Raw genomic sequence first — 24,573 nt, forward strand, 5'->3', positions numbered from 1 at the left:
GGGGTCCCTTACTTCTTCCCGAAGAAACCTTTGGCCATGTCGGTCAGGTCGTCGATGGCGCTGCCATCACCATCCCTGTCGAAGATGGCAGAGAACCTGGCAGGGTCCCGGGCCACTTCACCCGCGAACTGGCTGAGCGAACCCTCACCGCCGATCGCAGTGATGACCTTCATGATGGTGTCGAGGTCGAGGCCGGTCCTGTCGGCGGCAAGCTGCGCCGTGTCGCCGGGTTCCTGATGCGCCATGCCAAGCGCGGCAATCGCCTTTTCGGCCATCGCCGGATCGATGCCCAACTGGCCCGCCAGATTGGCAACGTCCGCGTGTTCGCTCACCTGGCCGAGAATGCCGTCGAAAAGTCCCATGCGCCGATCTCCAGATTATCGAGGACGGCAGGATGCCGCATTACGGTGACGGTACAAGGACTTCTCGACGAACTGGCTTCGCTGCAAAGAGAAAGGCCCCGGAACCGCAGTTCCGGGGCCTCTTTCCCGTCAGTCCGTCAGGCGCCGGTCAGGCGGCCACGGGCGCTGCCTTGCGCACGCCTTCATCGACGTGGTCTTCGAACTGCTCGAAGTTGTCGATGAACTGCTTGACCAGGGTCTGAGCGGTCTTGTCATACTCGGCGACATCGGCCCACGCACCGCGCGGATCGAGCAGCTTGCTGTCAACGCCTGCCACGGCGACCGGAACCTCGAAGCCGAAGTTCGGGTCTTCCTTGAACTCGGCATTGTTGAGGCTGCCGTCGAGCGCGGCGTTGAGCAGGGCCCGGGTCGCCTTGATCGGCATGCGCTTGATGCCTTCCATGGTGGCCTTGCCGCCCGACCAGCCGGTGTTGACGAGCCAGCACTTCACGCCGCCCTTGGCGATACGCTCCTTGAGGAGGTTGCCGTAAACGGTGGGATGACGCGGCATGAACGGCGCGCCGAAGCAGGTCGAGAAAGCCGCTTCCGGTTCGGTCACACCGATTTCGGTACCGGCAACGCGCGCGGTGTATCCAGAAAGGAAGTGATACATCGCCTGGTCCGGGGTGAGACGCGCGATCGGCGGCAGAACGCCATAGGCATCCGCGGTCAGGAAGATGATGTTCTTCGGAACCGGGCCGAGGTTCTTCTCCGAAGAATTCGGAATGAAGTCGATCGGGTAGGAACCGCGGCTGTTCTCGGCCAGCGAGTTGTCGTCGAGGTCGATCTGCCGGGTAACCGGATCGATCACCACGTTTTCGAGCACGGTGCCGAAACGCTTGGTGGTAGCGAAGATCTCCGGTTCGGCTTCGGCCGATAGGCGGATCATCTTGGCGTAGCAGCCGCCTTCGAAGTTGAACACGGCCGTGTCGGACCAGCCATGCTCGTCGTCACCGATCAGGGTGCGCGATGCATCGGCCGAAAGCGTGGTCTTGCCGGTGCCCGAAAGACCGAAGAACACCGCGGTATCGCCATCGGGACCGATATTGGCCGAGCAGTGCATCGGCATGACGCCCTTGGTCGGCAGCAGGTAGTTGAGGATGCCGAAGACCGACTTCTTCATCTCGCCGGCATAGGCCGTGCCGCCGATCAGGATCAGCTTCTCGGTGAAGTTGACCGCGATGACGGTTTCACTGCGGCAGCCATGACGTGCCGGATCGGCGCGGAAGCTGGGCAGGTCGATGATGGTGTATTCCGGCTCGAAACCGTTCAGTTCTTCTGCGGTGGGACGGACCAACAGGGTGCGGATGAACAGGTTGTGCCAGGCGAATTCGTTGATGACGCGGACATTGACGCGATGCTCGGGCTGCGAGCCGCCGAACAGGTCGGCCACGTAGAGCTTGTCCTTCTCGGCGACGGCCTTGAGGAAATCTTCCTTGAGAGCGGCAAAATGCGCAGGGGTCATCGGGACGTTGGTCTTGCCCCACCAGACGGTGTTTTCCGTCTCGGTGTCCTTGACGATGAACTTGTCCTTCGCGGAACGGCCGGTGTGCTTGCCGGTTTCAACGACGAAAGGACCGTCTGCAGAAAGCATCCCCTCCCCGTTACCAACTGCGTGCTCAACCAGCGGCGCCGTGCCCAGGTTTGCGAAGATCTCGGCCTCCGTCTCGATGCCTTGGCGGGCGAGCGGGTAGCTAAGGGAAGCGGTCAATGTTTTCTCCTCCAAATTGACGCGTCTGCCAGCAGCGATTTTGGTCGACGCATCGACAATTCCTGAAAGGAATCGACCGGCGCATAATCGACACCTCCTTGTCCGTCAAATCTGTCAAAATTGAAACCTTCGTGCGGCGGATTACCTCGATATGCGAGCTTTTCGGCTGGACGATTGTCATGCACGCCCCGACCCGCTAACCAGCCCATTGGAATTTGCAGCAAAGGCAAAATCACCGCGTCCATGGTCGATGCACCTCCATCCAACGGTCCTGCGAGCGAAGGGCAGACGCAACCGCCGATCGAGCAGCAGAAGTCGATCGCGCTCGTCGACGATGACCGTAACATCCTGACAACGCTCTCTATCAGCCTGCAGGCCGAAGGTTTCGCAACACGCGTCTATACCGACGGGGAAACGGCGCTGAAGGCCTTGCTCGATAATCCGCCGGACCTCGCCATCTTCGACATCAAGATGCCGCGCATGGACGGATTGCACCTGCTGCAGGCGCTGCGCGAACAGTCAAGCCTACCCGTAATATTTCTTACCTCCAAAGACGAGGAACCCGACGAGGCCCTCGGCCTGGCCCTCGGCGCGGACGACTACATCACCAAGCCGTTCAGCCAGCGCCTGCTCGTTGCGCGGATTCGCGCGATCCTGCGCCGCAGCGAACTGGTGCGCGCAACGCCGGAGGAAGCGGTGCAGGAGAACCTGCCCGAGCCCGTCGTGCGCGGCCGCCTGCGCCTCGACCCGGCCCGCCACCTGGTCGACTGGGACGACAAGCCGGTTTCGCTCACGGTCACCGAATTCCTGATCCTGGAAGCCATGGCCCTCCGCCCCGGCGTGGTGAAGAGCCGCAACCAGCTCATGGACGCAGCCTACAGCGACGACGTCTATGTCGATGACCGCACGATCGACAGCCACATCAAGCGCCTGCGCCGCAAGTTCCGCGCCGTCGATCCCGAATTCGCCGCCATCGATACGCTGTACGGCGCCGGCTATTCGTTCTCCGATGGCTGAACCGACAGGCAAGCGCCGCAAGCACTCGCTGGCCGCGCGCCTCGGGCTGTCATGGCGCGTTTCACTCACAGCGCGCATCCTCGCGGTGAACATCATTGCACTTGCCCTGCTGGCTGGCAGCCTGTTCTACATCGACAGCTATCGCCGTGAACTGCTGGCCGAGCGTTATCGCCTGGCCCAAGCGGAAGCGGAAATCACTGCCAATGCCCTTGCCGGGGAGACACCGGAAAAGCAACGCAAGCTGATCCGCCGGATCGGCACCAGCCAATCGCTGCGTCTGCGCCTCTTCGGCACGGACGGCAGCCTGCAGATCGACAGCTTCGACCTTGCCCGGCCCTCCTATCGCCTGATCGACCCGGCCAGCGAACCCTGGCTGCAGGATGCCGCCCGCGCGCTTGATCGCGGCATGGATTTCCTGCTCGGTGCGCCGCCGATTCCCGACTATCGCGACCCGGCGGACAGCAACGCCGGCGCCTGGCCCGAGATCGCCGCCGCACTGGCCGACGGGCGGACCGAGATCGGCCACAAGGCCGCTCCGGACCAGACCCCGGTCATCATTGCGGCCACACCCGTCGGCAGCACCGGCATGGCCCTGCTCGTCACCCGCAATGCCCGCGACATCACCGAAAACGTGCGCATGGCGCGCCAGACCCTGGCGATCATCGTCGGTGCAGCGCTGGCCGTCTCGATCCTGCTTTCGCTGTTTCTGGCCCGCACCATCGTCGAGCCCTTGCGCAAGCTCGTGCGCGCCGCCGTCCGTGTGCGGCTCGGCCGTGACCGCAGTGTCGTCGTCCCGCGCCTGCCCGACCGCCGCGACGAGATCGGCCTCCTCGCCCGCGCCATTTCGGACATGAGCGTGGCCCTGCGCCAGCGTATCGACGCGGTCGAAAGCTTCGCCGCCGATGTCGCGCATGAGCTCAAGAATCCGTTGACTTCGCTCCGCAGCGCGCTGGAGAGCCTGGACCGCGTCGACAAGCCGGACTTGCGCCGTCAACTCCTCGGCATTGCCAAGGACGACGTGCGCCGGATCGACTTCCTCGTCACCGAGATCGCCGATGCAAGCCGCATCGATGCCGAATTGAGCCGAACCGTCTTCGAACCCGTCGACATGTGCCAGATGGTCCGTGGCCTCGTGGCCGAACGCGACCAGCGGGGCGTCAACGGGACCTGCACCATCGTTATCGGCCGTGAAGGGACCGCCCCGCTCACGGTTGCCGGCGATCCTCCGCGCCTCGAACGCGTGCTGCAGAACCTGCTCGACAATGCCGTGTCGTTCTCGCCCGATCACGGCACGATCGAAGTGGCCCTCTGTGCGAAGGACAATCGCGTGAAGATCAGCATTTGCGACCATGGGCCCGGCATCCCCGCCGATGCGCGCGAGCGGATATTCGAGCGTTTCCATTCACTGCGCCCTTCCGGCGAGGAATTCGGCAAGCACAGTGGGCTGGGCCTGGCGATCGCCCGAACCATCGTGGAGGCGCATTTCGGCCGGATCTCGGCGAACGACCGGCCCGACGGCGGCCACGGCGCCAGTATCGAAATTTCCCTCCCGGCATGGCAGGCCGGATGACGGCCACCGGCGAACCCATCACGCGGCAAGCGACCTGCGTTGCGATCGACGGGCGCGGCGTGCTGATCGAAGGACCGCCGGGCAGCGGCAAGACCAGTCTCGCGCTCGAACTGATCGATCGCGGCGCCCTGCTCGTGGGCGATGACGGGGTACTCCTTCGGACCGAAGGCTCGCGCCTGATTGCCAGCCCGCATCCCCGCACCCGCGGCATGATCGAAGTGCGCAACCTTGGAATCCTCGAGTTTCCCTGCACCGACGGTGTACCGCTTGCACTGGCCTTGACCCTGGACGCCAAGGCCCCGCGCTTCATCGAGCGAGCCGGGACGCACGAGATCGCCGGAATCGCCTTGCCGCACTTGCGCACCTGGCCGGAAGGCGGGCCGCTTGCTATCAAGGCCGAACTCGCGCTCAGGCACTTCGGCCTGCATTTCTGAGCTCGGGCATTCAACAGGATCGCGCCACGCCCCCTTTCATTTCCCGGTCATCGGGCGCAAACAGCCGCAGATGACAGTCGAGTCCGGCAAAGAAGCTCCCGAGGTCGCAAAACAGCGCGTACTCCTGGTTACCGGCATGCTGGGTGCCGGCAAGACGACAGCCCTGCGCGTGCTCGAAGACCTTGGCTGGGAAATCATCGACAACTTCCCGATCCGCCTGCTCAAGGGCCTGATCGAGACCTCCCCCGGAGACGGCCACGGCACGCCGCTCGCCATCGGCTTCGACAGCCGCACCCGTGGATTCGATCCGCAGCGGATCATTCGCCAAGTCCAGACCCTGGGCAAAAGCGGCACGATCGAACTTACGACGCTGTTCCTCGATTGCTCGGGCCGGGAACTGGAGCGTCGCTACAACGAAACGCGGCGGCGCCATCCGCTGGCTTCGGACGCCCCGGCTTCGACCGGAATCCGGGCCGAGCGCGAACTGCTGACCCCGCTGCGTCGCTGGGCCGACATCCTGCTCGATACCACCGATTTCAGCTCGAACGACCTGCAGCGCACGATTCGCGAACAGTTCGCCTCGAGCGCACCGAACGAACTGACGGTGACCGTCTCCAGCTTCGGATTTTCGCGCGGGATGCCACCTGTCGCCGACCTCGTCTTCGACATGCGCTTCCTCAACAATCCGCATTGGGACACCGAACTGCGGCCGATGACCGGGCAGGATCAACCCGTGGGCGAGTACATCCGCAAGGACCCCGCCTTCGACGAGGCATTCAACCGGATTCGCGATCTCGTCCTTTTGTTGCTGCCGCGTTACGCGGCGCAAGGGAAGGCGTACGCCCACATAGCCTTTGGATGTACCGGAGGGAGACATCGTTCAGTATTCGTTGCCGAACAGTTAGCTGCGGCCTTGCGTCAGAATGGATTTTCCCCCACATTGCTGCACCGCAACTTGGGCTCGCGAGCAGCCGATCTTCTGGAAGGAGGTCTGCGGCGTGAAGGATAACTGGAAAACCCAAGGGCGAATGCAGGTATTTCGGAGCGCTCTTCCCGCATGATCGGTATGATTCTGGTCACTCACGGCAATCTCGCCGAGGAGTTTGTTCACGCCATGGAACACGTCGTCGGCGATCAGCCGGCGGTGGAGACCATCTGTATCGGTCCCAATGACGACATGGAAAAGCGCCGCGGAGAGATTGCCGACGCGATCAAGGCGGTCGACAGCGGCGAAGGCGTCATCATCCTGACCGACCTGTTCGGCGGCACGCCATCGAACCTCGCCATTTCGCTGATGCAGGCAGGCAAGGTCGAAGTGATCGCCGGTATCAACCTGCCCATGCTCATCCGCCTCGCCAAGGCGCGCGCCTGCATGCCGGTGCGCGATGCCGTGGCCGCTGCGCGCGATGCCGGACGCAATTACATAACAATAGCTTCGGAATACCTGGGACAGGATGCATGATCGATTGCCGTGAGTCGGTGCTCATCGTCAACAAGCGTGGGCTCCACGCACGCGCCAGCGCCAAATTTGTAAACCACGTCGCCGACCTGCCCGGTTCGGTCACCGTCACCGTCATCAAGGACGGTTCGGAAGCTTCGGGCGGATCGATCCTCGGCCTGATGATGCTCGGGGCCGCCAAGGGCGACACCATCGAAATTGCCTGTTCCGGCGAAGGTGCCGAAGGTGCGCTCTCGACGCTCGCCTCGCTCGTCAGGGACGGCTTCGGCGAGGATTGAAGCCAGTGGCCACGCGCCGCACGATTACCGGATTTTCCAACCCGCTGGTCAAGTTCCTGCGCTCGCTGCGCGAGAAAAAGCACCGCAAGCGGGAAAAACGCTTCCTTGCCGAAGGATTGCGCCTGCTGACCGATGCGCGCGAATGCGGGATCGTGCCCGAGATGCTGGTCATGGCGACCGGCCGCGATCCGCACCCGCTGCTCGACGCGCTTGAAGACGCCGTGGCCGCAGCGGGCGGCGAGATCGTCGAGATGGACGTCGATATCCTCGCAAAGGTCACCGGCAAGGACAATCCGCAGGCCGTCGCCGGAGTCTTCGCCGAATTCGACACGCGCATCGCCAATGTCGACCGCCGCGCCGCGCCGATCTGGCTGGTCGCGCAGGCGCTGCGCGATCCGGGCAATCTCGGCACGATGCTGCGTACCGGCGATGCAGTCGGCGCAGGCGGCCTGATCCTGATCGACGATTGCGCCGACCCGTTCTCGGTGGAGGCCGTGCGTGCCAGCATGGGCGCAATCTTCACGCAGAAGCTCGCCATCGCGCGCTGGGACGAATTCATCGCATGGCTGCGCGAGGACGAAGGCCAACTCGTCGCCGCATCGCTGCGCGATCCGACCGATTATCGCGAGGCGCCTTACGCCGCGCCGTGCTTCCTCATGGTCGGCAACGAGTCGCAGGGGCTACCGCGCGAATACGAGGATGCATGCGACCTGCGCGTGACCATCCCGATGCGTGGCCGGGCCGACAGCCTCAATGCCGCGGTTGCCGGTGCGGTTCTTGCCTATGAAGCACTGGCGCATCTGGACAGGTCCTGAGAACAGGTTCATCCTGCCATCATCAAAGGCCGTTAAGGTGCTGCGACGATGCTACTTCGTTCCGCACTCATTCTGGCCTTGTCTCTCGGCGCCGCGTCCTGCGGTACTGGTCCCAAGGCCGACGTCCAGCTCAAGGGGAGCGCCTGGCGCTTTGCGCTGATCGACGGGAAGCGACCGTCCACCGACGCGGCAGACCTCGTATTTCTGGGCAGCAAAATTCGCGTCCAGATCGGCTGCAACCTCATGGAGGGCCGCTGGCACGTCGAGGATGACCGCCTCGTCGCCGCCTCGCTGAACCAGTCGGAAGTTCCGTGCAGCAAGCCTGTCTGGGGACAGGAAAAGGCGGTGATCGCTCTCCTCGTCGCCACCCCGCGCCTTGCGGTAGACGACGATCGCATGATCATCCAGTCCAGCGGTCACACCGCCGAACTGGTCCGCGACCTCCAGACTGCGAAGTAGCGCCTAACCGGCCGCGGCCGGAAGCGCCGGTGTCTCGGAATCGTCCTCAAGCGAATCGACACCATAGCGCGGCATGGATTCCACCTGCGGTACATCCTCGATCTCGCGCTTGCCGATCTCGATGTGCTTGTCGCGCAGGCGTTTGCCCGAGGAGAGCACATTGCGTTCGAAGCTGCCGACGAACTTGTTGTAGTTGTTAACCGCACTTTCCAGCCCCGCCCCCACGCGCTTCATGTGCTCGGCCGCGACGGCGAGGCGATCGTAGAGCTCGCCGCCCATGCGCCCGATCTCTCGCGCCTCGCGGGCAAGACCGTCCTGGCGCCAGACCTGTGCGACGGTGCGGGCAATCGCGACGAGGTTGGTCGGCGTTGCCAGCAGCACGCGGTTGCGGAAGGCGAAGTCCCAAAGCTCCGGATCGTATTCGAGCGCAGCCGCCACGAAGTGCTCACCCGGCACGAACATCACGACATAATCCGGCGCATCCTCGAACTGGCTCTGGTAGCTCTTCGCGCCGAGCGTCTGGACGTGGCCCCGCATCGAGGCGACGTGCTGGCGCAGCGCGCCTTCGCGCGCGATGTCGTCCTGCGCCTCGAATGCCTCCTGATAGGCATTGAGCGAGACCTTGGCGTCGATCACCAGCTTCTTGTGACCGGGGATGTTGACGATGGCATCGGGGCGCAGGCGCCCATCCTCGGTCTCGATCGAATGCTCGGTAATGAAATCGGTGTGTTCGGACAGCCCGCACTGTTCCAGCACGTTGCGCAGCTGTTGCTCGCCCCAGCGCCCGCGGGCCTTGGGGGCATTGCGCAGCGAATTGCCGAGCCTTGCGGCTTCCTCGCGCACTTTCTCCTGCCCCTCACGCATCGACTGGATCAGGCCGGTGAGCTGGCCGAACGAATCGACCCGCTTGGCCTCGAGCACCTGCACCTGCTCCTCGTAGCTCCTCAGGCGGGCACCGACCGGTTCCAGCAGCGAACGGATGCGCTCGGCATTGGCTTTCTCGCTTTCCTCGAAGCGAGCCCCGGCGCGGCGCAGGAACGCTTCCTGCGCGCCTTCGAGGACCTTGGCCCCGGCATTCTCGAATTCCTTGCGCAAGGCTTCCTGCGCCTGGAGCAGCAGGCGCTTCTGCTCGTCGAAATTGGCGGCCTTCTCGCGCAGGGTCGCCAGTTCGGAGGCCAGTTCGCGCTGCTCGCGGCGCAAGCCGTCGACAAGCGCTGCATTGTCCGAGCGGACCTTGTCGAGCGTGGCGGTCGCTTCACTGCGGACGCGATCCAGCCCAGCACCGGCCTCGGCGCGCAGCTGTTCGATGCGTTCGGCTTGTTCATTGCGCGTCCGCTCAAGCGCTTCGCCCAGCGCATCGGCGCGACTGGCGCGCTCTTCGGCGCTCGCCAGATCGCGAATCGCGGCGCGGAACTTCTCGTCCAGCTCACGCGCCTCGCGGTCGCGCGTCTCGAACTGGCTGCGCCACTGCGCACCGGTCCGCGATCCGAAGAACCAGCCCAGCCCCAGTCCGATGACGAGGGCGACGATAGCGAAAATGATCCCTTCCATTCCGGCAGGTTATCCGGAACGTTTCAGGAACGCCAGACCTTCCGGCGAACTATCGACAGGATTGACATCAGGGTGTGGGAGCGGCCCTGTACCCGGGCCGCTCCGCAGCGATCAGGCTGCCTTGCGCAGCTTGTCGAGCTTCTTGAGGACCATCTGGCGCTTCAGGCGCGAGAGGTGGTCGATGAACAGGATGCCTTCGAGGTGGTCCATCTCATGCTGGAGGCAGGTGGCCATGAGGTCATCCATGTCCTCTTCGTGGACATTGCCCTCAAGGTCCTGCCAGCGCGCGCGGATGCGCGAAGGACGCTCGACCTCGGCGTAGATCTCGGGGACCGAGAGGCAGCCTTCCTGATAGACCGAATGCTCTTCGGAAGGATCGAGGATTTCCGGGTTGATGAAGACCCGCGGTTCGCGCTTCGTCGGCTGATGCGTGTGGGCATGGCCGCCGTGGGCAGTGCAGACTTCCGGCTCGGCGTCGGGATCATCGGGCTGAAGATCGATGACGAGCACACGCAGCGGCACACCGACCTGGATGGCGGCAAGGCCGATGCCCGGGGCATCGTACATCGTCTCGAACATGTCATCGACGAGCGTCTTGAGCTCGTCGTCGAACTTTTCGACGGGCGCGGAGACCTGCTTCAGGCGCGGGTCGGGAACTTCTAGGATTTCGCGAATAGCCATGTATCGCAAATAAGCGCGAAGCGCGTTTTTCGCAATATTGGCGATGCGCGGGAAATGCGCGGGGCGGCGATTTCTCAGCCCACCGGCCGACGCGCCCGGATCGCCTGGGCCAGCGTACCCTCGTCCAGATAGTCCAGCTCACCGCCCACGGGAAGCCCATGGGCAAGCTGGGTGATGCGCACCGGATAGTCTTCCAGCCGCTCGGCAATGTAATGCGCGGTCGTCTGGCCTTCGAGCGTGGCATTCATCGCCAGCACCACCTCGTCGACCTGCCCTTGCGCGACTCGCACCAGCAGGCGGTCTATCGTCAGGTCTTCCGGACGCACCCCGTCGAGCGCGGAAAGGCGGCCGCCGAGGACATGGTACTTGCCGGTGAACAGCCGCGCACGATCGAGCGCCCACAAGTCGGCGACTTCCTCGACGACGCAGATCGAACGGGCATCGCGGCGCGGATCGGCACAGATCCCGCAGGGATTGGCGGTATCGATATTGCCGCAGGTATCGCACTCCACCAGCGTATCGCGCACGGCGGAAAGCGCCTCGAGCAACTGGATCAGCGACGTCTCGCGCCGCTTGATCAGCCAGAGAACCGCACGGCGCGCCGAACGCGGGCCCAGCCCGGGCAGCCGCGACAAGGCGGCAGTAAGCGTCTCGATCTCTTGCGATGCCATGACCAATTCCCTAACCGCTCGGGCAGAGCTTGTCGAAGCACGACCATGTCTTATGCGCAATCGCGCCCTTCGACTCTTCGACAGGTTCGGGCCTCAGGCGAGCGGAGAATCGAATTGCGCATCATCTTCATGGGAACGCCTCAGTTCGCTGTACCGGCGCTCGTCGCGCTGGTGGAAGCCGGGCATGATGTCGTCGCCGTCTACACCCAGCCGCCGCGCCCCGGTGGCCGTCGCGGCAAGGAACTGACCCCCTCACCGGTCCACAAGGAAGCCGAGGTGCGCGAAATCGAGGTGCGCCATCCGGTCTCGCTGAAAGGCGCGGACGAACAGGCCGCCTTCGCCGCGCTAGAGGCCGACGTCGCCATCGTCGCCGCTTACGGCTTGCTGCTGCCACAGGCGATACTCGATGCCCCCCGCAAGGGCTGCCTCAACATCCATGCCTCGATCCTGCCGCGCTGGCGCGGCGCCGCGCCGATCCAGCGGGCCATACTGGCCGGTGATCCGACAACGGGCGTGACGATCATGCAGATGGAAGCCGGGCTCGATACCGGGCCGATGCTGGCGACCTTGCGCACGACCATCGACAGCAAGACCGCAGGCGAACTGACCGAGGAACTGGCCAACAAGGGCGCGCAGCTCATGGTCGGCACCTTGCGCCAACTCGACAATCATCGCCCTGTTACCCAGCCCGAAGACGGCGTGACTTATGCCAGGAAGATCGACAAGACCGAGGCCCGCCTCGATTTCACCGCCGAAGCCGAGCAGGTGGAGCGGCAGGTTCGCGCCTTCCAGCCCGCCCCCGGCGCCTTCTTCGAACTGGAGGGCGAGCGCTACAAGGTTCTTGCGGCACAAGTCGTCGCAGGATCGGGTGAGCCCGGCAGCGTGCTCGACGACGCCCTGACGATCGCCTGCGGTTCGGGCGCGATCCGGGTCACCCGCATCCAGCGCGCCGGCAAACCCGCCATGGATACCGCAGACCTGCTGCGCGGCCGCCCGGTTCCGGCCGGAACCCTGATCGCCTGACTCGATGACGCGCTACGCCCTCACCCTCGAATTCGACGGCGGCCCGTTCATGGGCCTGCAGCGTCAGGCCCATGGCCCCTCGGTACAGCAAAGCGTCGAGGACGCCGTCCACGCAATCACCGGCGAAACCGCGATCATGCATGCTGCCGGGCGCACCGACGCCGGCGTTCACGCGCTGGCGATGCAGGCCCATGTCGAGATCGAGAAGCCCTTCACGCCGTTCCGGCTGATGGAGGCGATCAACGCCAAACTGCGCCCCGATCCCATCGCCGTGACTGCCTGCGAGGAAGTGCCCGACGACTGGCACGCCCGCTTTTCGTGTATCGGGCGCGCCTATGTCTATCGCATCGTCAATCGCCGCGCGCCGCTCACGCTCGAACGCGGCAAGGCCTGGCAAGTTGCCAAGCCGCTCGACGCACAGGCGATGCATCGCGCCGCACAGTTCCTTGTCGGGCGCCATGACTTTACCACCTTCCGCTCGGTCCATTGTCAGGCGCAAAGCCCGCTCAAGACGCTCGACCGCCTCGACGTAAGGCGCGAAGGCGAGCATGTGCTGATCGAGGCCGAGGCGCGCAGCTTCCTGCACCATCAGGTGCGCTCGATGGTCGGCTGCCTTGCCATGGTCGGCATGGGCCGCTGGCGCGAGGAGCAGGTGCGCGAAGCACTGGAAGCGCGCGACCGCCAGGCGCTCGGATTGAATGCCCCCCCCGACGGCCTCTACTTCGTGAGGGCCGTATACCCTGGAGAATGACATGAGCTTTGCCGGCAAGGAACTCACCACGAGGCTCGATGCTGACGGCACGCTGACCGTTCAGTTGAACGAGCGGACCTGGGATGCGCCGAAAGGACGCCAGGTGCTCGTTCGTATGGAGGCATCCCCGGTCAACCCTTCGGACCTTGCCCTGCTCTTCGCAGCCGCGGATCTCGAAAACGCGACTTACTCACCCGGAAAGCTCGTCGCGCAGATGCCTGAAGGGTACACCAGGGTCGCGAGCGCCCGCCATGGCCTCGACCTGCCCGCAGGCAGCGAAGGCGCCGGCACGGTTGTCGCTGCCGGTGACGACCCGGCGGCCCAAGCGCTGATGGGCAAGCGCGTCGCCTGCGTTCCGGGCACGGCCTATGCCAGCTACGCCTACTGCGACGCCGCGATGGCGATTGCCCTCGACGATGGGATCAGCGCCGAGCAGGCGGCCTCCAGCTTCGTCAATCCGATGACAGCGCTGGGCTTCGTGGAAACGATGAAGGCCGAAGGCTTCACCGCCCTGATCCATGCCGCGGCGGCATCGAACCTGGGCCAGATGCTGGTGCGCATCTGCCAGGAGGACGGGATCGACCTCGTCAACATCGTGCGCAGCGAAGCGCAGGTAAAGCTGCTCCAGGACCTTGGCGCGAAGTACATCGTCAACTCGTCCGAGCCCGACTTCATGTCCCGGCTCGTAGCCGCGGTTTCCGCAACCGGCGCGCGCCTCGGCTTCGATCCCATCGGCGGCGGCACGACGGCCAGCGCCATGCTCAATGCGATGGAAATGGACGCGACAAGGGACATGGCCTTCAACCGCTATGGTTCGTCTGAGTTCAAGAAGGTCTTCATTTACGGAAAGCTGGATACCGGCCCGACCACGATCGCCGGGAACATCGGCCTTTCGTGGGAGCTTGCGGGTTGGCTGCTGACCAATTTCCTCGCCAAGGTCGGGCCTCAAGTGGCCGGGCGCATGCGCGCCCGCGTGATGAAGGGCCTCGGCACGACTTTCGCCAGCCACTTCAGCGACCGCATCGCTCTCGACGACATGCTCACGCGCGAAGCGGTGTGCCGCTATGCGGCGCGGCGGACCGGACAGAAGTTCCTGATCCTGCCCAACGGCTGATCGGGCAGGCCTGTCGTGGGCAGGGTCAGACCTTGCCCACGACGCTTTCGGGAAGTTCGGTGCCGAAGACACGCTGGTAGTACTCGGCCACCATCACGCGTTCGGTCTCGTCGCACTTGTTGAGGAAGGTGAGACGGAACGCGAAGCCCACGTCCTTGAAGATCTCGGCGTTCTGGGCCCAGGTGATCACAGAGCGCGGGCTCATCACGGTCGAGATATCGCCGTTCATGAAACCCTGGCGCGAGAAATCGGCGACCTTCACCATGTCGGAGATGGTCTTCACGTCCATGCTCGGGACCTTCTTGTGGACGATGTCCACCTCGATGTCCTCGGGCAGGTAGTTGAGGCCGACGACCATATTCCAGCGGTCCATCTGGCCCTGGTTGATCTGCTGGGTGCCGTGATAGAGGCCCGAGGTATCACCCAGACCCACGGTGTTGGCCGTCGCGAAAAGGCGGAAATTGCGGTCCGGGCGGATCACGCGGTTCTGGTCGAGAAGGGTCAGCTTGCCCTCGGTTTCGAGAATGCGCTGGATCACGAACATGACGTCCGGACGGCCTGCGTCGTACTCGTCGAAGACCAGCGCGACCGGGTGCTGCAATGCCCAGGGCAACAGGCCCTCGCGGAACTCGGTGACCTGCAATCCGTCGCGCAGGACGATCGCGTCGCGGCCGATCAGGTCGATACGGCTGATGTGCGCGTCGAGGTTGATGCGGATGCACGGCCAGTTGAGGCGTGCCGCGACCTGTTCGATGTGGGTCGACTTGCCGGTGCCGTGGTAGCCCTGCACCATGACGCGCCGGTTGTAGGCAAAGCCGGCAAGGATCGCCAGCGTGGTGTCCGGATCGAAGACGTATGTCTCGTCGAGATCGGGCACGCGCTCATCCGCCTTGGAGAAGGCAGGCACCTTCATGTCGAGGTCGATGCCGAACGTCTCGCGGACGTCGATCTCGATATCGGGAGCGGCAAGCAGCGTGGAATCGCGGCGGTCGGTCTTGATGTTCGCGGAGTCAGTCATTGCGTGACCTCGCCTAAAGGACCGGACGCTGCACCGCAATAAGCTTTAAGGGTTCGAAGCGGTGGACCTGTGACTTGCGGGAGGCAGGCCGCCCCGCCATCCCGCTGCGCATCAGCCCTCGCACTTGGGCGGCAAGGCGAAGAGATCGATGAAACGCTGGGCCATCGCCGGATCGCCATCGATCTTCAGTCTGCCCCCGGCTTCGGCAGCGCTTCGCTTGCCGTAGAAGACGGGCAGGAAATCGCTGGCCTCGGGCGCGGTGAAGCGCAAGTCGGGCGAAGTCATGCCCTCCCCTATCGGGTGAATCGCCAGATCGCCTTCGCGCAGCCGTCCCGCGAAGTGCTGCTCACCGATGTCGAAGGCAATCCACAGCTCCAAACCGCTCGCCCGGGCCGGAACGATCATCGTGCGCATCGATAGCATCAGCGCAACCGGCGTCAGCGGCAGCGTGTGATCGTGCATAGGCGAGCGCACGGCCCAGCGGCCGAGTTCCTGCAGCACCGGCTCTAGCGCCCGACCCCAGTCGGTCAGGCCGTAGACTTGCGCGGAAATCGGCGGCTTGCGGAACGAACGGGCGACGATTCCGTTCGCCTGCAGCGTTTCCAGCCGCTCGGTCAGGACCTTGGCGCTGAGGTTCGGCAGCGCCTGCCGCAGTTCGCTGAAGCGGCGGGCGCCCAGCATCATCTCGCGCACGATCAGCAGCGACCAACGCTCGCCGAGCAGTTCCATCGCGAAGGCCGCCCCGCAGGCATCGCCATACCAGCGCCCATGCGGGCCCTCGCCACTGCTCACCGCAGATTCCGACCCCTTGGTATCTTTTTGTAACTTCATAGTTGCTTTTTGTAACCTGCAAGGACACCCTCGCGCAAGCTCGATTCGCCCCAATGCGCATCGCAAGCAAACACGGACTGCCCCCCGCCGTTCGTCCACAGACAGGAGAGTACGGATGCCGATTCGCCCTGATGCCGAAATCGAGATCACTGCCTTCGACTGGGTTCCTCCCTTCGCCAAGGGCTTCGTGCGCGACTTGCGCCCGCGCTGGGCCTGCGAGGAACTGGGCCTGCCCTATCGCGAGCGACTGATCAGCGCAATGAAGCGACCCGAGTGGTATTACGACGATCAGCCCTGGGGCCAGGTCCCCTACTTGCGCCACGGCGAAATCTGCCAGTTCGAAAGCGGGGCGATCCTGATCCACCTCGCCGAAACAGGCGGCGGCCTGCTGCCCGGAGGCGGGCAAGAGCGCGCATCGACACTTTCCTGGCTATTCGCGGCGCTCAACAGCATCGAGCCGATGTTGTTCGAGTTGAGCAACGTCGAGGTCTTTTCCGCAAAGTCGGACTGGGCACCGCTGCGCCGCCCCTCTCTGCTCGAAACCGTTGGCAAGCGGCTCGACCGGCTCGAAGCGCGGGTGCCGCAGGACGGCTGGATCGCCGGCGAGTTTTCCATAGCCGATATCGCCTTGGTCACGGCCCTGCGCGAACTGGCCGGACGCGGACAGCTCAAGGACCGCGCCACGCTCACCGCCTATGTCGAACGGGCCACGGCGCGCCCCGCGTTCCAGGCTGCGCTCAAGGCACAACTGGCCACCTTCGATGCCCATGCGCCGGCCGAAACCGCAGGAGCCTGACATGACCTACGTCGAAGGATTCGTGATCGCAGTACCGACCGCGAACAAGGCCAGCTTCATCGCCCATGCCGAGGAATTCGACGCGCTGTTCGTCGAAAAGGGCGCCAGCCGCGTGGTCGAATGCTGGGCAGAAGACGTACCGCATGGAAAGCAGACCGACTTTTACCGCAGCGTTGCAGCCAGGGATGACGAGGCGGTCGTCTTCAGCTGGATCGAGTGGCCCGACAAGGCCACGCGGGACAAGGGCATGGAAGCCGTCATGGCCGATCCACGCATGGACATGGGGAGCAATCCCGTCCCCTTCGACGGAGCGCGGATGATCTTCGGCGGCTTCACGCCTGTCGTCGACATGGGAGCATGACCATGACCAACCCGGCAGGAAGCTTCATCTGGTACGAACTGATGACAACCGATCCCGATGCGGCCGCCCGGTTCTACGGCTCCATCGTCGGCTGGACGGTCACGCCGGGCACGGCTGAGCAGACCGGCGGCATGGATTACCGCATGCTCGTGCGTTCTGACGGCGGCAATGCGGGCGGGATGCTCAAGCTAACCGACGAAATGGTCGCAGGCGGCGCGCGGCCCACGTGGTTGCCCTACCTGCACGCACCCGATGTGGACCGCGAAGTGGCCGCGATCGAAGCGGAAGGCGGCAAGGTGATGATGCCGGCGACCGACCTGCCGGTAGGCCGCATCGCCATGGTTACCGATCCGCAGGGCATCCCGATCTATCTCATGGACCCGATCCCGCCTGCAGATAAGCCCGATGCCGCCAGCGACGTCTTCTCCGTAACCGAAAGCCAACACGTACGCTGGAACGAGCTGGCCAGCCCCGACCAGCCCGCTTCGATGGACTTCTACGCCCGCCATTTCGGCTTCGCCTTCAACGAGCGGATGTCGATGGGCGAAATGGGCGATTACTGCTTCATCGACCATCACGGCGTTACGCTGGGCGCGATCATGCCGCAGATGAACCCGCAGCAGCCTGCCCTGTGGCTGTTCTATTTCGGGGTACCGTCCCTGCTTGCCGCAAAGCAGCGGGTCGAGGATGGCGGAGGACAGATCATCATGGGGCCGCACGAGGTTCCGGGCGGGGACTGGATCGTGGTCGGGCTCGATCCGCAAGGCTCCCCGTTCGGTCTGGTCGGACCCAAGGGCGAATGAGCGAATAGGCATTGACGCGGGACACGTGTTCTACGCATGTTCCGCCTTAGCCTTGGCGTCTTGAGGAGTCCGGACAGTGGCCGATTATACCTTCTTCACCAACCCGATGTCGCGCGGACAGATTGCCCGCTGGGCCCTGCACGAAGTGGGTGCGGACTACGAACAGGTCCTTGTCGACTGGAAGGACAAGCAAGCCGAATTTCTCATCGCCAACCCGATGGGCAAGGTGCCGACCCTGATCCATCACGCCGAGGACGGCGACAGGGTAGTAACGGAGGCCGCGGCGATCTGCCTCTATCTCGCCGAGATGCATCCCGAGGCGGGCCTGCTGCCCAACGATTCGGAGATGGCAGACTACTACCGCTGGACCTTCTTTGCCTCGGGGCCGGTGGAGCAGGCGATCACTTCGCGCAGCCTCAAGTTCGAACCCGCGCCCGAGCAGGAAGCGATGGCCGGTTGGGGCAGCTTCGATCGCACCATGGACGCACTCGAAGCGCACCTGGACAACGTTCGCTGGGTTTGCGGCGACCGTTTCACGATGGCGGACGTCTATGTCGGCAGTTCGGTCGACTGGGGCCTCAACTTCGGCGTCATGCCGCCCCGTACCGCCTTCGTCGCCTATGCCGAGCGGGTCCAGTCGCGCCGGGCCTACAAGGAAGCCAAGGCCGTCGACAACGCCCTGATAGCGGAGATGAGGAAGTGACTGTCCGCAGCAGCATCTGCCTCCGGAACGAAAGCGCAGCCGAAAGGGACGCGCACGGCGGAGCAGAAGCATGGGCATCGAACTGAACCACACGATCGTCTGGTCTTCGGACAAGGATCGCTCGGCACAGTTCGTCGCGGAAATTCTCGGACTGCCAGAACCCGGCAGCTTCGGGCGCTTTCGCGTCCTTGAGCTTGGCAACGGCGTTTCGCTGGACTTTGCAGACCGACAGGGCCCGATCGCGCCGCAGCACTATGCCTTCCTCGTCAGCGATGATGAGTTCGACGCCATCTTCGCCCGCATCAAGGACAGGGGCATCCGTTTCTGGGCCGATCCCGGCCAGCAACGGCCCGGGCAGATCAATCACCGGTTCGGCGGCCGGGGCGTCTATTTCGAGGGGCCTGACGGCCATGACCTCGAGGCCCTGACTGCCCCATACAGTGGGGCAGAGGCATGACTCTCGCGCTCTACGGCCATCCTTTTTCATCCTACACCTGGAAAGCCCTGATCGCACTTCAAGCGGCAGGTATCGCGTTCGATTTCCGTATCGTCGACCCCGACCATCCCGAGAATGGAGAGGTCGTGCAGACGACGGGACCTCTCGGCAAGTTTCCGGTCCTTGTCGACGGCACGACGCGCATCTTCGAGGCGACTTCGATCGTCGAGCATCTTTCCCTGCATCACGCGCCCGATGCGGGCCTGTTACCCTTCGATGCTGCAGAAGCGGCGCGGGTGCGGATGATGGACCGCGTGTTCGACAATTACGTCATGACCCCGATGCAGGCCGTGGTCGACGAACACCTGCGCGCGCCCGGGAACCCGGACATGACGCGCGTGGCCGAACAGCGCGGACGGCTGGACCGGACTTATGGCTGGCTGGAAGCCTGGCTCGGCTCCTACGAATTGCCTGAAGGCGTAACGCTGATCGAATGTGCTGCAGCGCCTTCGCTGTTCTACGCCGACTGGGTCCATCCCATTGCCGATGGCATGTCCCGGCTCAAGCGCTGGCGCGCGCACCTGCTGGCCCTGCCCCCGGTCGCCCAATGCGTCGAGGACGCCCGGCCCTACCGCGCATTCTTCCCGCTCGGCGCGCCCGACCGCGACTGAGGCGCCACGCCAATTCCACGAGGAGAGAAATCGATGTCCGATGCGTCCCATGAGCTTTCGGTGACCCGATTCATAGCCGCGCCTCCTGCCAAGGTCTGGGAAGTCATGGCCGAACGGCAGGAAGAATGGTGGTGCCCCAGGCCCTGGCGCGCGGAAGTGGACGAGCAGGACCGCCGCCCCGGTGGCGCGTGCCGTATGACCATGTACGGCCCGGGCGGCGAAGTCGCTCCGCAGGACGGCATCTACCTCGCCTATGACGAGGGCCGCCGCTTCGTAACGACCGATGCCGTCGTCGGCGATTTCGAGCCGGCCGGTCCCTTCATGATCGGCATATGGGAAATCGCGCCCGAAGCGGACGGTACCCGCTATACCGCCAAGGCCCGACACTGGAGCGAGGAAACCCGCCGCAGTCACGAGGAAATGGGCTTTGTCGACGGCTGGAATGCCTGCGCGGCACAACTCGCCGAGATCTGCGAAGCGGAGGCCGGTTAACCCCGAGCCCGCTCTTTCGCGTTCCAGTGGCAGGCCGTCGAAACGCCCGCCTTCGCAGGGATGGCGGAATAGTCGTGGCCTGATTGCCCTTACGCGAAAGCGGCCGCCCGGCGCAGCAGCTGATAGGCCTCTACCACGACCTGAAGACGCGCCTCGTGACCGCGATCACCGCCGTTATGGTCGGGATGGTACTTGCGCAGCAAGCTCGTGTAGCGTTGGCGCAGGCCTCTGCGGTCGATTTCCGCGTCCAGCCCGAGCACGTCGAGCGCGCGCCGTTCGTCCGGCGTGAAACGGTGGTTCTGCGGGCCCATGGCTGCCTGACGGCGCCGCACGTGCGCGCGGGCCCTGCCGCTGATCGCCTCGAGCGGATCGGCAAAGTCGGCCCAGCGCGGCACGCCGTCCACCCCGGCGTCGGGCCGGAAGGCGCGGGTATGGGTTTCCCAGCCGTGCAAGGGAGACTGGGCGCGCAGGATTTCCTCCGCCTCCATGCCCTCGAAGTAGTCGTAGCCCGCGTTGAATTGCCGCACGTGTTCGAGGCAGAACCAGCGGTAGTCTCCGGGCCCGTCGAAGCCGGAGGGCCGTGCCCCCGGAGCCCGGAATTCGCCTGACTGCTCGCACCCGGGCCAGCTGCATTCGCGACCCGCGGTTTCGTGTCTTCCATGAAATCTGCTGTACTTCACCCGCTTCAAGATGGACTCAGATGCGCCTAAATGGAAGACATGAACGGACCGATAGCACAGGAAATGCGGCAACTGCTCACAGCGGCCTTTGCCCCCACACAGCTGGAAATCATCAACGATTCCGCCAGTCACAGCGGTCATCTGGGCGATGATGGCAGCGGCGAATCGCACTTCACGATCCTGATCGAGAGCGAAAGTTTCGCAGGCGCTTCGCGCCTGCAGCGCCAGCGCCTCGTCAATGCGGCGCTGGGCGATATCCCGGGTCAACGTGTCCATGCGCTGGCGATCAAGGCCCGCGCGCCGGGCGAATAAACCTAGGCGGGGAACCACTCCACCCATGCGCCATGCGCATGGACCTCGCCCAGCAGGGCCTCCTCGCCACCGCCGGGCCAGTGCCGCACGCGAATCTCGTGGCGGAAGGTCTGGCGGTTGGTCTCCACCCTGATCCAGGCCAGTGGCCGCTCGGCGCTCGCTTCCTTCCCTGCCCGCTCCATGACCTGCTCGATCAGGGTGCGCGATGCGGGCGGCAGATACTGCCAGACGATGGTATGGAACAGCACCCGCGCGACCCCTGCGTCCTGCGGCGCGGCCAGCATGCGGGTCACGAAATCGGCGGCATCGGCGCGCTCGACCGAGGGCTTGCGCTCGACAGCGAGTGCCTGCGCCGCATCGATCCGCTCCAGCCTTTCGTGCATCTCCGCCCAGACGTAGCTCTTGAGGCGCAGCGCCTGCAAGGGATCGGTCAGGTCGATCGGGGCAATGTCGCAGCTGCGGATCGAGGTGATTTCGACATCGGCCTGTGGCGGCATTGCGCCGCGCCATTCGGGCGCAATGTGCATCGGCGAAGTGCGACCGCCCACCCTCACTCCGCCCAGATCGAACGAAAAGCGGTCAAGCATCGTGTTGATGCCCGCGCTCGATCCCAGCTCCATGAGCGCAAAGCGCGGTCCGATCCGATCCGAAAGCCACAGCAGCGCGCCCATGACGCCCGCCGATCGCCCTGCTTCGTTGGTCTGCGGAGGACCATCGAACCAGGGCAAGAGCTGCGCATCGTGGTCCTGCGCCACTGCCAGCACGATCGCATCCACCTCGCCCTGAACCGTGGTTTCGCCACGATAGACCGGGCCAAGGCGCATTTCGGCGCCGGTCAGGTGGAGGTTGTGAAATCCCCCGGCAAGCCGCAGCGGCATGGCATCCTCGAGCGAGAGCCCTTCCCATTCACGCATGCGCCCGGCCACCGCGAGATCGGTGCCGAGCAGCGCCAGAAAGCCCAGAAGCAAGCGCCCGGTGCACGGCGCGCCATTGCGCATACAATGCTCCGCCTGCCAGCGGATCGCCCGCTCGACATCGGCAATGTCCATGATCGCGCCGTTTTCACCCTCCATCGCGTGTTGCCCTTTGCCGCTACCGCGCCTAAATGCGCGCCCTATGCCAAATCCGCTGACATTTGCCGTGCCCAAGGGCCGTATCCTCGACGAGGCGTTGCCGCTGATGGCGCGCGCCGGTGTGGTGCCCGATGCGGAGTTCCACGACAAGAAGTCGCGCGCGCTTTCTTTCGCCTGCGAAGGCAGTGACATGCGCCTCATCCGCGTGCGCGCTTTCGACGTCGCCACCTTCGTCGCACACGGCGCCGCGCAGGTTGGCATCGTCGGCTCCGACGTGGTCGAGGAATTCAACTATTCCGACCTCTACGCCCCGGTCGATCTCGACATCGGTCATTGCCGCCTCTCGGTCGCCGAGATGGCCGACAAGGTCGGCGGACCGCTGCCCTCGCACCTGCGGATTGCCAGCAAGTACCCGAATCTCACCCGCCGCCACTTCGAGAAGCTGGGCGTGCAGGCCGAGGTCGTGAAGCTGAACGGCGCAATGGAACTCGCCCCGACGCTGGGACTGTCGAGCCGCATCGTCGATCTCGTCTCAACGGGACGTACCCTCAAGGAAAACGGCCTGGTCGAAACCAGCCGCATCCTTGACATCTCCGCGCGCCTGATCGTCAACCGTGCTGCCCTGAAGACCGACGAGCGTGTCGCCGCACTGGTCGAGCGTTTCCGCGCCCTCGTTGCCGAAGACGCCGGGGCTGCCGCCTGATGCTGCGCCTTTCGACAAGCGATGAAGGCTTCGCCGAGGCCTTCCGGCGCGTCGTGGCCGACCGCCGCGAAAGTGCGGTCGACGTCGCAAGGGATGTCGCCGATATCCTCGCAGCCGTGCGCGAACGTGGCGACGGCGCGCTGGCCGACTACACGCAGCGCTTCGACGGTCACGATCTGGACCAGAGCGGCTGGCAGGTCGATGCCGAAACCTGCCGTCAGGCCTTCGAAGCGCTCAAGCCGGAGCTGCGCGAAGCGCTCGAACTGGCTGCGACCCGCATCCGCGCCTATCACGAGGCCCAGCTTCCCGAAGATCGCGACTATACCGACGCGGCCGGCGTGCGCCTTGGTGCAACCTGGCGCGCGGTCGATGCCGCAGGCCTCTACGTTCCCGGTGGACGCGCGGCCTATCCTTCCTCGATGCTGATGAACGCGATCCCCGCCAAGGTCGCGGGTGTCGAGCGTCTGGTCGTCGTCACGCCCACGCCCAAGGGTGAAGTCAACGCGCTGGTGCTCGCCGCCGCGCATCTTGCCGGCGTGGACGAAGTCTGGCGGGTGGGCGGCGCCCATGCCGTTGGCGCGCTGGCCTATGGCACGGAGCGGATCGCCCCTGTCGACGTGATCACCGGCCCGGGCAATGCCTGGGTCGCCGAAGCCAAGCGCCAGCTTTACGGCGTCGTCGGCATCGACATGGTCGCAGGGCCGAGCGAAATCCTCGTGATTGCCGACGCAAAGAACGAACCGCGCCGGATCGCCGCCGACCTGCTGAGCCAGGCCGAGCACGACCCGACCTCGCAGTCGATCCTGATTACCGACGACACTGCCTTCGCCGATGCCGTCGCTGCGGCAGTCGAAACCGAACTGGCGGCGCTCGCGACCGAGCAGACCGCCCGCACCAGTTGGAGCGACAACGGCGTGATCGTCGTCGTGGGCAGCTTCGACGAGGCACCTGCACTCGCCAACGCGCTGGCCGCCGAACACGTCGAGATCGCCACCGACGATCCAGAGGCACTGATGAAGCAGATCCGCCATGCCGGTTCCGTATTCCTCGGCCGCATGACGCCCGAAGCGGTCGGCGATTATGTTGCCGGGCCCAATCACGTACTGCCCACCGGGCGGCGCGCACGATTCTCTTCGGGCCTATCGGTCCTCGATTTCATGAAGCGTACCAGCTTCATCCAGCTCGACCAGGCGGCGCTCGAGGCCATCGGCCCCGCCGCCGTCGCCCTTGCCGATGCGGAAGGGCTCCCCGCGCATGCGCGCTCGATTCAAGTAAGGCTTGGCCAATGACCGCCCGTAACAAAGCCCGTGCCGCCGCCCGCCTCGCCGCGGTGCAGGCACTCTACCAGCATGACATGGAGGCGACTCCGCAGGCTTCGCTGCTCGACGAATTCCACCGCCATCGCCTTGGCATGGAAATCGACGAGGACCAGTACGCCAAGGCCGAGACCGCCTTCTTCGACGACGTCGTGAAGGGTGTGATCGCCCGCCGCGACGAGATCGACGAGATCCTCACCGGCAAGCTGGCCGAAGGCTGGTCGCTCGCCCGCCTCGACAAGACCATGCTCCAGATCCTGCGCTGCGGCGCATGGGAGCTGATGGCCCGCGCCGACGTGCCGACCGGCGCCGCGATAAGCGAATACGTCGATGTCGCCCATGCCTTTTTCGAGGCGCGCGAGGCGAAGTTCGTCAATGGCGTACTCGACTCGGTGGCCAAGGCGGTTCGCTGAACCCTCGACAGGATCGCCGATCATCGCCAT

General features: G+C 64.7%; 32 protein-coding genes. 22 read left to right on the forward strand and 10 right to left on the reverse strand.

Translation table 11 applies throughout. The features are described from left to right. Positions 1-8 precede the first annotated feature (8 nt). The 3 genes from SPHV1_RS03725 to SPHV1_RS24820 form a co-directional block, all read right to left on the reverse strand. On the reverse strand, positions 9-362 hold the full coding sequence (locus SPHV1_RS03725) for a hypothetical protein (RefSeq protein ID WP_054944725.1): 354 nt from the start codon (positions 360-362) through the stop codon (positions 9-11). Between the two features lie 148 nt (positions 363-510). Further along, positions 511-2,112, reverse strand: a complete 1,602-nt coding sequence (locus SPHV1_RS03730; RefSeq protein WP_054944726.1) for a phosphoenolpyruvate carboxykinase — start codon at positions 2,110-2,112, stop codon at positions 511-513. Then, entirely contained in the window at positions 2,109-2,357 is a 249-nt protein-coding gene (locus SPHV1_RS24820; RefSeq protein ID WP_156367235.1) for a hypothetical protein, read from the reverse strand. The genes SPHV1_RS03730 and SPHV1_RS24820 overlap by 4 nt, the downstream gene beginning before the upstream one ends. On the opposite strand from SPHV1_RS24820, the gene SPHV1_RS03735 reads away from it, so the two are divergent. The 8 genes from SPHV1_RS03735 (at position 2,356) to SPHV1_RS03770 (ending at position 8,144) form a co-directional block, all read left to right on the forward strand. After that, positions 2,356-3,129 carry a response regulator transcription factor gene (locus SPHV1_RS03735; RefSeq protein WP_054944727.1) on the forward strand — a complete coding sequence of 258 codons (774 nt, stop codon included), beginning with the start codon at positions 2,356-2,358 and terminating at the stop codon, positions 3,127-3,129. The genes SPHV1_RS24820 and SPHV1_RS03735 overlap by 2 nt on opposite strands. Beyond that, positions 3,122-4,699, forward strand: coding sequence for a stimulus-sensing domain-containing protein (locus SPHV1_RS03740; protein ID WP_054944728.1), 1,578 nt, complete (start codon positions 3,122-3,124; stop codon positions 4,697-4,699). Before SPHV1_RS03735 ends, SPHV1_RS03740 begins: the two co-directional genes overlap by 8 nt. Beyond that, on the forward strand, positions 4,696-5,133 hold the full coding sequence (locus SPHV1_RS03745) for an HPr kinase/phosphorylase (protein WP_054944758.1): 438 nt from the start codon (positions 4,696-4,698) through the stop codon (positions 5,131-5,133). Before SPHV1_RS03740 ends, SPHV1_RS03745 begins: the two co-directional genes overlap by 4 nt. A gap of 70 nt (positions 5,134-5,203) precedes the next feature. Further along, positions 5,204-6,142 (forward strand): RNase adapter RapZ, encoded by a 939-nt coding sequence (gene rapZ / locus SPHV1_RS03750; protein ID WP_054944729.1) that lies wholly within the window; start codon positions 5,204-5,206, stop codon positions 6,140-6,142. Between the two features lie 48 nt (positions 6,143-6,190). Next, the gene (locus SPHV1_RS03755; RefSeq protein ID WP_007014998.1) at positions 6,191-6,595 is read left to right on the forward strand and encodes a PTS sugar transporter subunit IIA; all 405 of its coding nucleotides are present in this window, start codon (positions 6,191-6,193) and stop codon (positions 6,593-6,595) included. Next, positions 6,592-6,870 carry an HPr family phosphocarrier protein gene (locus SPHV1_RS03760; RefSeq protein WP_007014997.1) on the forward strand — a complete coding sequence of 93 codons (279 nt, stop codon included), beginning with the start codon at positions 6,592-6,594 and terminating at the stop codon, positions 6,868-6,870. Before SPHV1_RS03755 ends, SPHV1_RS03760 begins: the two co-directional genes overlap by 4 nt. Before the next feature lie 5 nt (positions 6,871-6,875). Then, complete coding sequence (locus SPHV1_RS03765; protein ID WP_054944730.1) at positions 6,876-7,685, forward strand: RNA methyltransferase; 810 nt, start codon at positions 6,876-6,878, stop codon at positions 7,683-7,685. Positions 7,686-7,733: 48 nt separating this feature from the next. Beyond that, positions 7,734-8,144, forward strand: coding sequence for an META domain-containing protein (locus tag SPHV1_RS03770; RefSeq protein ID WP_054944731.1), 411 nt, complete (start codon positions 7,734-7,736; stop codon positions 8,142-8,144). A 3-nt stretch (positions 8,145-8,147) separates the two neighbouring features. Here SPHV1_RS03770 and rmuC read toward each other — a convergent pair whose 3' ends face one another. The 3 genes from rmuC to recR form a co-directional block, all read right to left on the reverse strand. Then, the gene (gene rmuC, locus SPHV1_RS03775; RefSeq protein WP_054944732.1) at positions 8,148-9,695 is read right to left on the reverse strand and encodes a DNA recombination protein RmuC; all 1,548 of its coding nucleotides are present in this window, start codon (positions 9,693-9,695) and stop codon (positions 8,148-8,150) included. A 111-nt stretch (positions 9,696-9,806) separates the two neighbouring features. Then, on the reverse strand, positions 9,807-10,376 hold the full coding sequence (def, locus tag SPHV1_RS03780; RefSeq protein ID WP_054944733.1) for a peptide deformylase: 570 nt from the start codon (positions 10,374-10,376) through the stop codon (positions 9,807-9,809). Between the two features lie 74 nt (positions 10,377-10,450). Continuing rightward, entirely contained in the window at positions 10,451-11,047 is a 597-nt protein-coding gene (recR, locus tag SPHV1_RS03785) for a recombination mediator RecR (RefSeq protein ID WP_054944734.1), read from the reverse strand. Between the two features lie 114 nt (positions 11,048-11,161). Here recR and fmt point away from each other — a divergent pair, with 114 nt between their 5' ends. The 3 genes from fmt to SPHV1_RS03800 are packed head-to-tail and all read left to right on the forward strand — an operon-like array spanning position 11,162 to position 13,935. Then, positions 11,162-12,070: a methionyl-tRNA formyltransferase gene (gene fmt, locus SPHV1_RS03790; protein WP_054944735.1), complete on the forward strand. Its 909-nt coding sequence runs from the start codon at positions 11,162-11,164 to the stop codon at positions 12,068-12,070. Between the two features lie 4 nt (positions 12,071-12,074). Continuing rightward, a complete protein-coding gene (gene truA / locus SPHV1_RS03795) occupies positions 12,075-12,821 on the forward strand; it encodes a tRNA pseudouridine(38-40) synthase TruA (RefSeq protein WP_054944736.1) in 747 nt (248 codons plus the stop codon). Between the two features lies 1 nt (position 12,822). Next, on the forward strand, positions 12,823-13,935 hold the full coding sequence (locus SPHV1_RS03800; protein WP_054944737.1) for a zinc-binding dehydrogenase: 1,113 nt from the start codon (positions 12,823-12,825) through the stop codon (positions 13,933-13,935). Between the two features lie 25 nt (positions 13,936-13,960). Here the strand turns inward: SPHV1_RS03800 and cobS are convergent, their stop codons facing one another. Both cobS and SPHV1_RS03810 read right to left on the reverse strand, forming a co-directional pair. Further along, entirely contained in the window at positions 13,961-14,953 is a 993-nt protein-coding gene (gene cobS, locus SPHV1_RS03805; protein WP_054944738.1) for a cobaltochelatase subunit CobS, read from the reverse strand. Between the two features lie 111 nt (positions 14,954-15,064). After that, entirely contained in the window at positions 15,065-15,784 is a 720-nt protein-coding gene (locus SPHV1_RS03810) for a winged helix-turn-helix transcriptional regulator (RefSeq protein WP_054944739.1), read from the reverse strand. 115 nt (positions 15,785-15,899) lie between these two features. Here SPHV1_RS03810 and SPHV1_RS03815 point away from each other — a divergent pair, with 115 nt between their 5' ends. The 7 genes from SPHV1_RS03815 to SPHV1_RS03845 all read left to right on the forward strand — a co-directional run bounded on the left by SPHV1_RS03815 (position 15,900) and on the right by SPHV1_RS03845 (position 20,046). After that, positions 15,900-16,580 carry a glutathione S-transferase family protein gene (locus SPHV1_RS03815; protein ID WP_054944740.1) on the forward strand — a complete coding sequence of 227 codons (681 nt, stop codon included), beginning with the start codon at positions 15,900-15,902 and terminating at the stop codon, positions 16,578-16,580. Between the two features lies 1 nt (position 16,581). Next, the gene (locus SPHV1_RS03820; RefSeq protein WP_054944741.1) at positions 16,582-16,941 is read left to right on the forward strand and encodes a DUF1428 domain-containing protein; all 360 of its coding nucleotides are present in this window, start codon (positions 16,582-16,584) and stop codon (positions 16,939-16,941) included. 2 nt (positions 16,942-16,943) lie between these two features. Next, a complete protein-coding gene (locus SPHV1_RS03825; protein ID WP_054944759.1) occupies positions 16,944-17,744 on the forward strand; it encodes a VOC family protein in 801 nt (266 codons plus the stop codon). 76 nt (positions 17,745-17,820) lie between these two features. Next, positions 17,821-18,447 (forward strand): glutathione S-transferase family protein, encoded by a 627-nt coding sequence (locus SPHV1_RS03830; RefSeq protein WP_054944742.1) that lies wholly within the window; start codon positions 17,821-17,823, stop codon positions 18,445-18,447. Between the two features lie 70 nt (positions 18,448-18,517). Beyond that, positions 18,518-18,904, forward strand: a complete 387-nt coding sequence (locus tag SPHV1_RS03835) for a VOC family protein (protein WP_054944743.1) — start codon at positions 18,518-18,520, stop codon at positions 18,902-18,904. After that, positions 18,901-19,554, forward strand: coding sequence for a glutathione S-transferase family protein (locus SPHV1_RS03840; RefSeq protein ID WP_054944744.1), 654 nt, complete (start codon positions 18,901-18,903; stop codon positions 19,552-19,554). The genes SPHV1_RS03835 and SPHV1_RS03840 overlap by 4 nt, the downstream gene beginning before the upstream one ends. A 33-nt stretch (positions 19,555-19,587) precedes the next feature. Further along, positions 19,588-20,046 (forward strand): SRPBCC family protein, encoded by a 459-nt coding sequence (locus SPHV1_RS03845; protein ID WP_054944745.1) that lies wholly within the window; start codon positions 19,588-19,590, stop codon positions 20,044-20,046. An 89-nt stretch (positions 20,047-20,135) separates the two neighbouring features. On the opposite strand, the gene SPHV1_RS03850 is transcribed toward SPHV1_RS03845, so the two are convergent. Beyond that, a complete protein-coding gene (locus SPHV1_RS03850; RefSeq protein ID WP_054944760.1) occupies positions 20,136-20,726 on the reverse strand; it encodes a J domain-containing protein in 591 nt (196 codons plus the stop codon). Positions 20,727-20,765: 39 nt separating this feature from the next. On the opposite strand from SPHV1_RS03850, the gene SPHV1_RS03855 reads away from it, so the two are divergent. After that, positions 20,766-21,038, forward strand: coding sequence for a BolA family transcriptional regulator (locus SPHV1_RS03855; RefSeq protein ID WP_197277633.1), 273 nt, complete (start codon positions 20,766-20,768; stop codon positions 21,036-21,038). Between the two features lie 2 nt (positions 21,039-21,040). Here the strand turns inward: SPHV1_RS03855 and SPHV1_RS03860 are convergent, their stop codons facing one another. After that, the gene (locus SPHV1_RS03860; protein ID WP_082430792.1) at positions 21,041-22,111 is read right to left on the reverse strand and encodes a DUF2332 domain-containing protein; all 1,071 of its coding nucleotides are present in this window, start codon (positions 22,109-22,111) and stop codon (positions 21,041-21,043) included. Between the two features lie 43 nt (positions 22,112-22,154). Between SPHV1_RS03860 and hisG the strand changes: the two genes are divergently transcribed. The 3 genes from hisG to nusB are packed head-to-tail and all read left to right on the forward strand — an operon-like array spanning position 22,155 to position 24,543. Continuing rightward, the gene (hisG, locus tag SPHV1_RS03865) at positions 22,155-22,814 is read left to right on the forward strand and encodes an ATP phosphoribosyltransferase (protein WP_054944747.1); all 660 of its coding nucleotides are present in this window, start codon (positions 22,155-22,157) and stop codon (positions 22,812-22,814) included. Then, positions 22,814-24,103, forward strand: coding sequence for a histidinol dehydrogenase (hisD, locus tag SPHV1_RS03870; protein WP_054944748.1), 1,290 nt, complete (start codon positions 22,814-22,816; stop codon positions 24,101-24,103). Before hisG ends, hisD begins: the two co-directional genes overlap by 1 nt. After that, positions 24,100-24,543, forward strand: coding sequence for a transcription antitermination factor NusB (nusB, locus tag SPHV1_RS03875; protein WP_007014975.1), 444 nt, complete (start codon positions 24,100-24,102; stop codon positions 24,541-24,543). The genes hisD and nusB overlap by 4 nt, the downstream gene beginning before the upstream one ends. Positions 24,544-24,573: the final 30 nt, after the last annotated feature.

Origin of the sequence: Novosphingobium sp. KN65.2 (assembly GCF_001368935.1) — a bacterium.
Classification (GTDB): Bacteria; Pseudomonadota; Alphaproteobacteria; order Sphingomonadales; family Sphingomonadaceae; genus Novosphingobium; species Novosphingobium mathurense.